The organism is Bacillus cereus group sp. RP29 (assembly GCF_040459765.1).
Taxonomy (GTDB): domain Bacteria; phylum Bacillota; class Bacilli; order Bacillales; family Bacillaceae_G; genus Bacillus_A; species Bacillus_A paranthracis.
Window position 1 is genome coordinate 3,164,553 of record NZ_JARVHN010000001.1, and the last position, 12,173, is coordinate 3,176,725.

Below are 12,173 nucleotides of genomic sequence, written 5' to 3' on the forward strand. Positions count from 1 at the left end.
AATAAATAATAATTTTATTCATCCTTACAAAATTATTAACTTTCCATATTTAAAAAGGTTTTCATTTTCTATTACCGAAAGTATAGTGCGGTAGAACAAAATTTATATTTGGAGGTTAGAAGTATGTCTAAAATTGAAACGCCTGTTATGACTTCTTTACAAACAACGGTTGAAAAAATGATGAAGGATTTAAACGTTCCGGGAGCTGCTGTAGCTGTTATAAAAGACGGTGAAATGATTATTTCAGAAGGTTTCGGCTATCGTAATTTAGAGACAAAAGCCCCTGTTACACCGCGTACTTTGTTCGCAATCGGTTCCTCAACGAAAGCTTTTGGCACACTTTCATTAAGTTTGTTAGCACAGCAAAAAAAGTTTAATTGGGATGCTCCTGTCCAGTCTTATATACCAAACTTCTCTTTATCTGAACTACTTGCTAGCTCACAAGTTACCGGACGAGATTTAGCTTCTCATCGAACTGGCGTAAGCCGCCATGAGGCTCTTTGGTATAGCTCTTCCTTATCTCGAAAAGATCTCGTTGAAAAAATAAAACATTTACCACTTGATGCACCGTTCCGCACATCATTTCTATATAACAACTTAATGTATGCGACAATTAGCTATATTGTAGAGAACATCACAAATCAAACGTGGGAGCAATACGCTACAGAACATATTTTAGAACCTTTAAATATGAGACATACAAACTTCTCTGTTACCGATTCACAAACGACAGAAGACTATGCTTTACCTTACATTGAAAATGATGGGGAAATAAAAGAAGTTCCATTCCGCAACATTGATACCGTTGGCGCTGCTGGTTGTATCAATTCTACAATTAAAGATATGGCAAATTGGGTACTTCTCCACTTAAATGAAGGAAAATTTGGAGATCATGAATTAATCTCCTCTGAATTATTACAACAAATGTATACACCACACAATTCCATTCCAGACCAACCGGTTTTATCACTTCCTGAATCTCCATTAAATAGTTACGGCCTTGGTTGGTTTATTAGCGCTTATCGTGGTAATAAGGTGATTCATCATGGTGGTAATATTGATGGATTTTCAGCGCTTGTTTCTTTCATACCAACAGAAAACATAGGCCTTGTCATTTTAACGAATGCTGGAGGAACATTACTTCCTACTTATCTCGCTAATCAAATTTATGACGAACTACTTGAATTAGAATCCATTGATTGGCATAAACGTGCTGTAGAAGATACTGAAAAAATGAAGGAAATGATAAAAGAAGCAACTGAATCCATTCCAGAACAAATTAAAGGAACTACACCTTCTCATAAATTAGAGGATTATACTGGTACTTTCGAACATCCGGCATACGGAACATTACAAGTATACAAGCGAGATGATTCGTTATTTGTACAATTTATGGAGATGGACATTCAATTAACACATCATCATTACGACATCTTTTCTGCAAAAGTTGATTTATTCCAAATGAAGATGAATCTATTATTTGCATATGAAATGAGTGTGAACGGTGAATTCCCTTCCCTTCAGTTACATGTACCAGCTACGCTAAGTACTCAGCCTCTTGCATTTAAGAAAATTAAATAAAGTTTTAATAGAGGGATGATAACACGTCCCTCTATTTTTCATTACAATCCCCATCCAAATAAAGGATTTTAAGCATTGAGTAAAGAATCCTTTTATTTAACTATTTGAATTATAAGGAGGAAAAGCCGTGTACTCAGAAATTTTTAAAGAAGTTGTTTCAATTACTCATCACGATTATTCAGGTTGTATAGATAAAAAAGGATGGGACGATCCCACTACTTATTTACAGACAATCGAGAAACTAGAGAGACAAGGTGAACTAACACCAGTACAATTTACTGAAATTGTACGTGATTACTTATTAGACTTTAAAGATAATCATATGTTTTTCAAAATGATCTCTACTAATCAACCCCTTAATAGTGTTGGCTTTCAAGTAAAAAGATACGAAGACCGACTATATATTACATCTACTTCACAGGAAATAAGAGTGAAAAAGGGACAGTCTATTCTAGCATTAGATAATATGAAAGTTCCTGAGTTATTAATAAAATATAAGAAGTATTTAAATGAGAATACATATGAACGTGAAAAATGGGATTATGTTTTATTAAAATCATCAAATTGTACACTTATAGATGAAAACGGAGTAACCGAAACCATTCGTTTACAAAAGTATAAACAAAACGAATACACACCTATTTATTCATTTAAACAACATAACAAAGATACACTCTTAATTACTTTGACGGACTTCGCAAATGCTGAAGTTATCAATACATTATTAGACTCACACAAAGATGAGCTTAATGCTTTTCCGAATTTAATCATAGATGTGCGATTAAATCGTGGCGGAAGTGATGATGCATTTTTCAACCTACTTCCTTACTTATTTGAAGACAAAGAGATTTCTCTTTTCGATTCTTCTGATACAATGCAATTAAATCATACAGAACGGAACTTTCATTTACGTATGAAAGAAATGGAAATGGAAGATTATGATTCTTTAGACGAACTTTCCAAATTATTCACTAATATGTTTATTCAAGATTTAAAAAAGAATTATAAAAAAGGATTCGTTACATTTGATACCCCTGGGTTACCAAAAGAACTTCAATCATTAAAAATACACGGACGAAAATCACCTAGTAGAGTAGTTATATTAACAGATGTTACATGTGGGAGTTCTGGCGATTCTTTTGTAGAAGTTGCAAAAAAATCATTGAAAGTAAAAGTAATAGGTCGTCCTACTGCTGGTGTAAATGATTATTCTAATTTAGCAGTAATGGAATGGGCTGATACATTCGCTCTTTACTACCCTACTTCACGACTTTCCATTATAGATAAAGGTGAAGGAATGTCCGGAATTGGTATACAACCACATATACATATCCCGTGGACTCCGGAACATATACAAGAAGATGTGGATTTAAAATTAGCATTGCAACTACTTCAAAACGAAGAATGGTAAAAAATAAAGGTAGATGTGAATCACACCTACCTTTTTTATTTCATCTTAATCTTTTCTGGTTGAAACCAAGTTGGCTTTAATAGCTCAAAGTCTTTATGATCCTCTAAAACGATAGTAAGGCGCTCTAACGTATCATCTAACATATGCGGTGCTGCTCGTAATGTCCAGACAACTGAGGAGAAGACTGTCATACCAACGTACACCGTGTATAATTTCCAGAATTCCTCTGGTATTTTTCTATTAAAGTATCCTTCTATTTGTCCGATTGAATACGGAATACTAATGTCCCTTGCAAACAGTGCAATTTTCACAAAATCATGAAGTGGGTCGCCCCAGTCGTAGCCATTAAAATCAACAACACCTACATATTTTCCATCCCGTACAATTATATTTTCTAAATGAAAATCATCGTGTTGAAATCGATTGGGGCGGTTCTTTAAAGATATTTCATTTTCTTCAATAAACTTTATGATTTTATCATCATTTTTTATGTTTATTCCGCACGTTTTATATGCCTCTACATATTTTTGATGTTTTTTCATTGCCCTTTCATACCATGGAAGTAAATCCTTAGGAGCTTCATATGTATGCATTTTTGCTAAATCTTTTCCTGCCTCTATACCAATTTCATATTGTTCTTTTGGTGAATACGTAGGCAATAGCTTCTTTGCATCTTCCCCTTCTAAATACGAAAAAATACTATAGCATACACTTTCATCTTCCAATATACCTATTTCAATCGGCTTTTGTGCCTGTATGTTACGTTTTTCCATTTCATTTAAAATTTGAAACTCTATTTTTCTTCTTTCATACTCTTGTATATCGCCAATCCGTAACAAATATTTTTCCTCATCATTTGTCGTAACTATATATTTCTTATCCGGTGAAAAACCTTTAGAAATTTCTGCAATATTCGTTGCATCTTTTACTATTTGTATATTGTTTTGCCATGTTGTAATTGTTTTCATGTATATTCCTCCTTACATTTCTACATTTGGTGTGTAAGCCACTTCTATAATAAACCCATTCGGATCATAAAAATCAATCGTATAGTACCCTCCCGAATAATGATTCATTTCCATCGGACCACGTATTATCTTTATTTTCGTGCTAGAAAGAAATTCTGCTACCTCATCAACTACTTTTCTATTAATAGCTTGGTAACAAATATGTCTTGGTCCTAAAGTTCTTACGATTTCTTCATCTACTTCTTTAAAATATATTTCACTTTCTCCTGTGCTATATGCTACTTCATTTAACTTTCTCCAGCCAATTATAGAAAATAACATATCATAAAAAGAAATGGACTCCTCTAAATTCGCTACCCAAAATTCAATATGATGAATACCTGCTCGAAGTGTATTCATATTAAGAATACGCCCCTTGTACTACTTGCACAATTTCCATCGGTTTATTAACCATATAATCTGGTGCATCTTTTTTCACTGTTTCAATGACATCATATCCCCAAGATACCCATATTACGTTCACCCCAGCCTTTTTACACGCTGCTACGTCTCGCTGTTCGTCACCGACGTATAACATATCTTTCTCCGTTATCTTTTTCGATTTTAAAAACCTTTTAATCATTTTATCTTTACCGAACAAATTTTTAGAACAATACACTTCTTGTATATTTTCTATATCATTATTGTGTAAAAACGCCCGAATATGCTCTTCTGAGTTGGATGATATGACTGCAATTCCGTAACCTTTTTTATGTAGTTCATCTAATACTTCCTTCATCCCATGGAACAAAATAAGATCTTTTATGGCAGGTTGATACAATTTATAAAACTCCAGCGCTAATATTGGTAGTTTATACAGCGGTACATCAAGTTGTTTACATCTTTCTGGCATCGTTAATTTACGTAAATACTCAATTTCTTCTTCCCTTACCGTTTTATATCCGTTCTTTTCAGCAAGTTGATTATAAATTGGTACAAATATATTTTGTGAATCTACTAATGTGCCATCAAAGTCAAAAACAATATATTTTTGCATTGTCCTACTCCCTTTACTTCTTTTTCTAAACCTATTTTATTCAACAACATAGTCGTCTTACCCTTCTATAAACATAAAAAAAGAACAAGATTTCTCTTGTTCTTTTTAAGAAAGCCATTTTGGCGGCACATTCGTATTCCAATAAATATTTCCCAACTCATGATGTCCGGAGTACCCATCATCAAAACGGTGATAGTGGAAATTAAAATAATACCCATCTTGCGGTGGATGATCTCTTCTTACGTGGAAACGCAATAAGTCATTTCCTGTTTTCGTATCGTAAACGTGAAAAATCTTTTCATTATTTCCACCAGCTGGTTTTTGAGAAATCGCTAATGATTGTAACGAATCTTCCGGTACATCATTTGCTAGTTCAGCAATTGCCTCTTCAATCTTCGGTAATATTACATCTTTAAACTCATCTTCAATTACTGGACCAATTTTAGTACCAAACTTTTGCATCGACTGTTTCTCTGCTTCTTGCATTGCATAAGTAATAAAAGTATCGGTGGTTAACCTGTCATTCGTTTCTTCATATGTATAGGACGTACTCTCCAAATTTTGTTGCCCAGCTGTGCTCGTAGGCTTGTCCGCAGCTTTGGCATTATCAAGCAATATGGAAGGAGGCGTCACTAAACCAAATGTAAATACGGTAATTAATGCGACTAAGGTTTTTCTAAACCAATTTGGCATGTATGTTTCCTCCCCTTTCACTCATTATATTTTATATAACGGTTGTTTTCTCTATTATACAAAATGATTGTAATTTTTGCACTTTACAATTTTGTTAACGTTCACATATTTTTCACTTGAATATGAAATTGTAAGATTTCATACAATAAAAATACAACAATAATGAGGAGGAGCTCCGATGACTTTAGATGCCATGTATTCCGCCGCAAGCATACTCGTTTTAGTATATTTTATTTATCAATGTGTTACGGATTAGAAAAAAGAGCCATTTTTCGGCTCTTTTTTCTATGGTAAGAATACTATCCAACCAATCCATACTATAAAAATGACTCCAGCAATTAAAGCTGGTAATAAATAAAAATGAGAAAGTATAACTATTCCATATAAAAGTATTACTGGAAGTAATAAATAGCCATCTGCCCTCCATCTTAACAATAGTAATTTTCCTTCATCACAATATAAATGAAGAAACATTTTTTTCGCAAACTCAGTCCAATAATCGCGTGCATAGCGGGAAATTGCAAATAAAGCAAATGCAAGAATAATAGCGGCAATCCATTTCGGACTCATAATAATACTGACAATGCTTATACATACAATTTGAATATAAAATATTCGTGCACTACTTGTACGGAAAAATTCTTTTAAAAAGGATTCAACAATACGATAATCCGTTTTCTTTCCTAAAAACTTTTTAGAACGCGGAAACATCCACGGCTTTTTATTCGAACTACTCGGTTTAGCTGCATGACCACCAACTTGCATAATCCCACTCGTCCAGCGCATACTTTCTTCTTTTTCTCTCTCAACTTCTTTAAAAAAGCAATTTTTATAATTTAATTTTTCTTTTATCAATATGATAATTAGAAACACTGCTAGACCGATACTTAGTATAGAATACAATGGATTTTTATAAATAAGAAACAAACTCAATCCAAAAAAGGATAGACTTATAGAAAATATTACATTTTTTATAATCCATAGTAGCCATCGTTTCCCCACACGTACATGAATAAATCTCGTTAATAACGCCAACAAAAATCGAAATATAGTAAAGAATAGCCAAAATAATACGACTTGTATCTTCGTCACTCCAATACTTTTCATCAACACTGGTAACATCGCAACAACAACTACTACATTCGTTATTGCTATTCGAATAAACGTATATGTCATGCCATACTGGATTAACTTTTTCATGTGAACAGGATACGAAATTAAAAATAAACTATCCGCTTGCTCAAAAAATGAGCGAACTCCTCTTGCATATGTAATCACATAAAATGCGAGTAGGCCTAATCCGAAAAAAACCGTCTCTCCTATCGCTAGTTCTTCCATCCATAGTGAACGATAATAAATTCCCATAAATATAAGTGCCGGAATAATAATATATAGCGCAACCGTCCAATCAGTTATAGAACGTATGGACTTCCATTTGCGCCCCAGTTCATGGCGTAATCTTTTATAAAATTGTTTTTTAATCATGCTGTTCACGCCTTACGATTACATCAAAACAATCTAATAATGAACTTCCTGGCATTTCTGCTAACGTTTGAATTGCCTCTAAATGGCCATCTGCGACTAATGTACCTTGAGAGATGAGTAAAAATCTTTCGCAAATTCTTTCAGCTGTATCTAATACGTGCGTACAAAGTAAAATTCCTGCCCCGCGTTCTTTTTCTTTATATAAATAACTTAAAAACTCTTTCGTAGCTACTGGATCTAGTCCGATAAAAGGTTCGTCAATGATATAAAAATCTGGTTCTGTTAAAAACGCTAATATAAGCATCGATTTTTGTTTCATACCTTTAGAAAACTTTAATAAATACTCATGTTTATGCTTATCCATTCGAAACATATGTAATAACTCTTCAGCTTTCCGTTCCCAGCTTCCGGCTTCGTTCTCGCGAGCTGCCATTAATAATTCAATATGTTCCCAAAGCGTCAAATAATCATAATATGTCGGGTGTTCTGGCACATATGCATACGGATTTTTCTTCTCGCCAAATGATATTTCACCATCCACATTTACAAGTAACCCGAGTATCGTTTTAATCGTCGTACTTTTCCCGGCACCATTTGCACCAATAAGAGCAACTAATTCACCTTTTTCAATAGAAAAAGCGATATCATGAATTGTTTTTTCACCTATTTCATATCCAGCAGAACGGATATTTACTTCTAACATACATTCCCCTTCTTTCCATTTCCAATACAAACAAGGAAAAGAATAATATATAACTATTTATATATCATTATAAAATATTTACTTTCCTAGCAGGAAAAAATATTTTTTAACAGAATAATAAATGTTTGATTACATTTTATTGGAGTGGATAATATGTCTTTTCAAATTCGTGAAGCGACGATAGACGATATAGATGCGCTTTGCTCTTTGACGAAAGAATTAAAAGGTTCCTCTATTTCCTATGAAGATATGAACAACCGATTGCAATTCGTACAAATGAGTCCTTTTGATTTTTTATATGTTTATGAGGAAGAAGAAACTATATTTGGATTACTTGGGTTTCGTATACGTGAAAATTTAGAAGATGTAACTCGTTATGGGGAAATTTCAATTATTAGCGTTGATTCTACAATACGACGAAAAGGCATTGGGCAAGTATTAATGGATTATGCAGAGCAATTAGCAAAGAAGCATAATTGCATTGGCACATGGCTAGTTAGTGGAACAAAAAGAGTAGAGGCTCATCCTTTTTACAAAAAATTAGGATATGAAGTAAATGGTTACCGATTTGTAAAATATTTTTAAACTACTTTTTAACGGAAAGGACTATAACTATGACAAACTTTCAAGCAATTTTCATTGACCGTGACGGTACAATTGGTGGCGATACTACAATACATTACCCAGGATCATTTACATTATTTCCTTTTACAAAAACATCCTTGCAAAAACTAAAAGCTAATCATATAAAAATTTTCTCTTTTACAAACCAGCCAGGTATCGCTGACGGGATAGCAACTGTAACCGATTTTGTACAAGAATTAGAAGGCTTCGGTTTTGATGATATTTATGTATGTCCTGATAAACACGGTGATGGTTGCGAATGTCGTAAACCAAATACAGGCATGCTTCTACAAGCAGCTGAAAGACACGGGCTTGATTTAACACAATGTGCTGTAATTGGTGATCGCTGGACTGATATCGTTGCAGGAGCAAAAGTGAATGCGTCAACGATTTTAGTACGAACAGGCGCTGGATACGACGCTTTACATACGTACCGAGACAAGTGGGCACATATTGAACCAAACTACATTGCAGAAAACTTTGAAGATGCGACAAATTGGCTTTTAAGTCAACTATAATGCAAATGAAAAGAGACGCCTTCAAAATGAAAGCGCCTCTTTTCATCTAATATTTTTTAAAACGTCAATTCATAATGGAAATAACGATTATCTCTCAAATAACCATTTTCAGCGTATAATCGCTGCGCTGATAAATTATCAATCTCCGTTTGTAATTTTACACCTTTTGCACCATTTTCTAAGGCAAATTCTTTCGCAGCTTCTAATAATTTTTTTCCTGTTCCTGCTCCGCGCTTAGCAGCTTGCACAAATAAATCATTTAAAATCCATAATTCTTTCATCGAAATAGAAGAAAATGATGGATATAATTGCGTGAATCCAATATATTCCCCGTCTTCAACTGCCACGAAAATAACTGATTCTTTTTTCTCGATTCGATTTCGTAAAAATACTTTTGCTCCTTCTAAATCGGAATCTTGTCTATAAAACATACGATAGTTATTAAAAACTGATGCTAGTCCATCTAAATCTGCAATTGTTGCCTCATATATTCTCATTTTACTCCATTCCCCTTCCAATACTGTCTCATTATATCCGTGGCCCATTTAGGCTGTACGATTTCTTCTTTCGGCATAAACTCTTTCATTATCGGCTTTATATCCAATATAGGGGTACCATCAATAGCATCTAACCCCTCAACAATAATTGATTTACCTTCTCTTTTCATTACCTTTACAATGGTTGCTCCTATACGATTCGGACGATTTTTCCCGCGCTGTGCAAAAATCCCTACTTTAGGATAATCATGATTATTTCTAGGATGTCTAGCAACATATTGAATTTGTTCATCAGTTACTTTGTGAAAATAAAAAACTACTTCAATATGAGAAAAATCTTCAATCCCTTGTATACTTTCTTCTGTATACATTTCCGTTAAAGTAATATAGGATTTTACTTCTCCCCACTCATCGTCTTTTATTTCCTTTCTTTCATTATGTACAAATGCGATTGGTTGAACTGAAAACATACGCATTCCCCCTTACATGTAACCACTTACATTATAAAATATTTTCTGAATGTTTTCCACATATACAAATTAGGTTACATAATATAATTATAATCTATTTCCTACAGCGAAATTAACTGCTTCAACTGCATGTATATAAGTCGTATCGAATATTGGAATGGATACGTCTTCCTGCTTTATTAATAATCCTATTTCTGTACATCCTAAAATGATACCCTGTGCGCCTTTTTGCACTAAATCTTCTATAACTGTTTTATAATACTCTCTGGATTGAGATACGATTTTTCCTAAACATAATTCTGTATATATGACTTCGTTTATTTTTTCTCTATTTTTTTCTAATGGCACTATGACTTTTATATCATTCTCTTTAATACGTGATTTATAGAAATCTTGCTCCATTGTATATTTTGTTCCAAGTAAACCAACAGTTTGAATACCTTTTCTTTTCATTTCTTTCGCAGTTGCATCTGCGATATGTAAAACTGGAATATGAATATTCTCCTTTATTTTCTCAATTACTTTATGCATTGTATTTGTGCAAATAATAATAAAGTCTGCGCCTCCCATTTGTAATGAATATGCTGCATTCCCTAGAATTTCTCCTGCACTATCCCAATCACCGCTAGACTGGAATCCTTCAATCTCTTCAAAGTCTACACTATTAATTAAACATTTAGCTGAATGTAACCCACCTAATCTACTTTTTATTTCTTCATTTATGATTCGATAATATTCAGCAGTTGATTCCCAACTCATACCACCAATAAGACCTATCGTTTTCATTAAACCCACACCCACCTTATACTATTTATTCAAGATAATTTCGAAATTTTATTATGTATATTATACATAATAAAACAAGACTTTACGTTTGATATATAAAGTCTTGCTTTAACTATTTCCAAGGAAATTTATAAGAATATTCTGAAATTAATCACCTAATGTTTTTATAGAATCTTCATATCGATAATGAAAACATTCTCGATACAACTGTTTAATTTCATCATATGATGGCACACGTGGGTTATTTGCTGGACTTCCACTTTCAATTGCATCTGACGCCATTTTAGAAATAGCTTTTTCAAATTCAACTTCACCAATTCCGTATTCTTTTAAATTTGGAATACGAAGATCAAAACAAAGTTTTTTTATTTCCCCCAGCGTGTAGTCGGCTACTTCTTCATCACAATAGGAATACAAATCTTTATTTAAACAGCGGCCGATTTCCGCTAATCTTTTTACCGCACTACCTTTTGTATATTCTAAAACTGTAGGTAATAGTATTGCATTTGATATACCGTGTGGTACATGAAATAATGCCCCAACTGGCCTCGACATTCCATGAACTAACGTAACAGATGCGTTTGAAAATGCAATTCCAGCTTGTAAGGAAGCAATCATCATCGCTTCTCTTGCCTCCATATTCTCCCCATCTTCATAAGCAATACGTAAATATTTCATAATACTTTCAATTGCTGAAAGAGCGAGTACATCTGTAAGTGATTGTGAAACTTTAGAAATATATGCTTCGACTGCATGACATAATGCATCGATCCCTGTTGCTGCTGTAATATGAGGTGGTACAGAACGTGTTAAAATCGGATCAATAATCGCTACTTGCGGGGTAAAACTCGGATGCTTCATCATCATTTTTACATCTGTTCGTTTATTCGCAATTACTGCTACACTTGTTACTTCTGACCCAATACCCGAAGTTGTTGGAATTGCAATGAGCGGTAGCGGATCATTGTCTATTTCCATATCCTTTTGGACATAATCTTCTACTTCTCCGCCATTTGTATATAACACCGCAACTGCTTTTGCTGCATCAATACAACTTCCACCACCAAGACCGATAATAAAATCACACTTTTCTTCTTTACAAATAGTTAACGCCTCTAACACGTGTATATTTGTAGGCTCAGCATTTACCTTATTATATGTAATAACGGTAATACCTTTTGTATTTAATTGTTGTATACAACTCTCAACATATCCTAAATTCTCCATAATTGTATCCGTAACTATAAACGCTCTTTTCCCGAATTTCTTGGATTGTTCCCCCAGTTTTTCAAGCGAATTTCTTCCATATAATACAGACTTCGGCATACGAAATTCAGCAACTTCTTGCAACTACTCCACCTCTTCTTTCCCTAATTCATGTTTTCGTCTATAAAATATCTA

The 12,173-nt window shown here is 33.6% G+C and carries 14 protein-coding genes; 4 read left to right on the top strand and 10 right to left on the bottom strand.

Features of this window, described 5'->3' with window-relative positions; all coding sequences use genetic code 11:
- Positions 1 to 123 precede the first annotated feature (123 nt).
- Both QCI47_RS16940 and QCI47_RS16945 read left to right on the top strand, forming a co-directional pair.
- The gene (locus tag QCI47_RS16940; protein ID WP_061130565.1) at positions 124 to 1,581 is read left to right on the top strand and encodes a serine hydrolase; all 1,458 of its coding nucleotides are present in this window, start codon (positions 124 to 126) and stop codon (positions 1,579 to 1,581) included.
- 127 nt (positions 1,582 to 1,708) lie between these two features.
- Positions 1,709 to 2,992 (top strand): S41 family peptidase, encoded by a 1,284-nt coding sequence (locus QCI47_RS16945; RefSeq protein WP_061130564.1) that lies wholly within the window; start codon positions 1,709 to 1,711, stop codon positions 2,990 to 2,992.
- A 35-nt stretch (positions 2,993 to 3,027) separates the two neighbouring features.
- On the opposite strand, the gene QCI47_RS16950 is transcribed toward QCI47_RS16945, so the two are convergent.
- The 6 genes from QCI47_RS16950 to QCI47_RS16975 form a co-directional block, all read right to left on the bottom strand.
- Positions 3,028 to 3,960 carry an aminoglycoside phosphotransferase family protein gene (locus QCI47_RS16950; protein WP_242230435.1) on the bottom strand — a complete coding sequence of 311 codons (933 nt, stop codon included), beginning with the start codon at positions 3,958 to 3,960 and terminating at the stop codon, positions 3,028 to 3,030.
- A 12-nt stretch (positions 3,961 to 3,972) separates the two neighbouring features.
- Complete coding sequence (locus QCI47_RS16955) at positions 3,973 to 4,359, bottom strand: VOC family protein (protein WP_001094657.1); 387 nt, start codon at positions 4,357 to 4,359, stop codon at positions 3,973 to 3,975.
- Between the two features lies 1 nt (position 4,360).
- The gene (locus QCI47_RS16960; protein ID WP_061130561.1) at positions 4,361 to 4,996 is read right to left on the bottom strand and encodes an HAD family hydrolase; all 636 of its coding nucleotides are present in this window, start codon (positions 4,994 to 4,996) and stop codon (positions 4,361 to 4,363) included.
- Positions 4,997 to 5,101: 105 nt separating this feature from the next.
- Positions 5,102 to 5,689 carry a YpjP family protein gene (locus QCI47_RS16965; protein WP_001134413.1) on the bottom strand — a complete coding sequence of 196 codons (588 nt, stop codon included), beginning with the start codon at positions 5,687 to 5,689 and terminating at the stop codon, positions 5,102 to 5,104.
- A gap of 285 nt (positions 5,690 to 5,974) precedes the next feature.
- Positions 5,975 to 7,174, bottom strand: a complete 1,200-nt coding sequence (locus tag QCI47_RS16970; protein ID WP_061130560.1) for an ABC transporter permease — start codon at positions 7,172 to 7,174, stop codon at positions 5,975 to 5,977.
- Complete coding sequence (locus QCI47_RS16975; RefSeq protein WP_309422758.1) at positions 7,167 to 7,877, bottom strand: ABC transporter ATP-binding protein; 711 nt, start codon at positions 7,875 to 7,877, stop codon at positions 7,167 to 7,169. The genes QCI47_RS16970 and QCI47_RS16975 overlap by 8 nt, the downstream gene beginning before the upstream one ends.
- 153 nt (positions 7,878 to 8,030) lie before the next feature.
- Here QCI47_RS16975 and QCI47_RS16980 point away from each other — a divergent pair, with 153 nt between their 5' ends.
- The gene (locus QCI47_RS16980; protein ID WP_000009783.1) at positions 8,031 to 8,462 is read left to right on the top strand and encodes a GNAT family N-acetyltransferase; all 432 of its coding nucleotides are present in this window, start codon (positions 8,031 to 8,033) and stop codon (positions 8,460 to 8,462) included.
- 29 nt (positions 8,463 to 8,491) lie between these two features.
- On the top strand, positions 8,492 to 9,019 hold the full coding sequence (locus QCI47_RS16985) for an HAD-IIIA family hydrolase (protein WP_309422759.1): 528 nt from the start codon (positions 8,492 to 8,494) through the stop codon (positions 9,017 to 9,019).
- A gap of 56 nt (positions 9,020 to 9,075) precedes the next feature.
- On the opposite strand, the gene QCI47_RS16990 is transcribed toward QCI47_RS16985, so the two are convergent.
- The 4 genes from QCI47_RS16990 to eutG form a co-directional block, all read right to left on the bottom strand.
- Positions 9,076 to 9,516 (bottom strand): GNAT family N-acetyltransferase, encoded by a 441-nt coding sequence (locus QCI47_RS16990; RefSeq protein ID WP_001223863.1) that lies wholly within the window; start codon positions 9,514 to 9,516, stop codon positions 9,076 to 9,078.
- Entirely contained in the window at positions 9,513 to 9,986 is a 474-nt protein-coding gene (gene tsaA, locus QCI47_RS16995; protein WP_000493235.1) for a tRNA (N6-threonylcarbamoyladenosine(37)-N6)-methyltransferase TrmO, read from the bottom strand. Before tsaA ends, QCI47_RS16990 begins: the two co-directional genes overlap by 4 nt.
- Before the next feature lie 87 nt (positions 9,987 to 10,073).
- Positions 10,074 to 10,772 (bottom strand): aspartate/glutamate racemase family protein, encoded by a 699-nt coding sequence (locus QCI47_RS17000; protein ID WP_000848549.1) that lies wholly within the window; start codon positions 10,770 to 10,772, stop codon positions 10,074 to 10,076.
- A gap of 147 nt (positions 10,773 to 10,919) precedes the next feature.
- Positions 10,920 to 12,122 carry an alcohol dehydrogenase EutG gene (eutG, locus tag QCI47_RS17005; protein WP_353811881.1) on the bottom strand — a complete coding sequence of 401 codons (1,203 nt, stop codon included), beginning with the start codon at positions 12,120 to 12,122 and terminating at the stop codon, positions 10,920 to 10,922.
- Positions 12,123 to 12,173 lie beyond the last annotated feature (51 nt).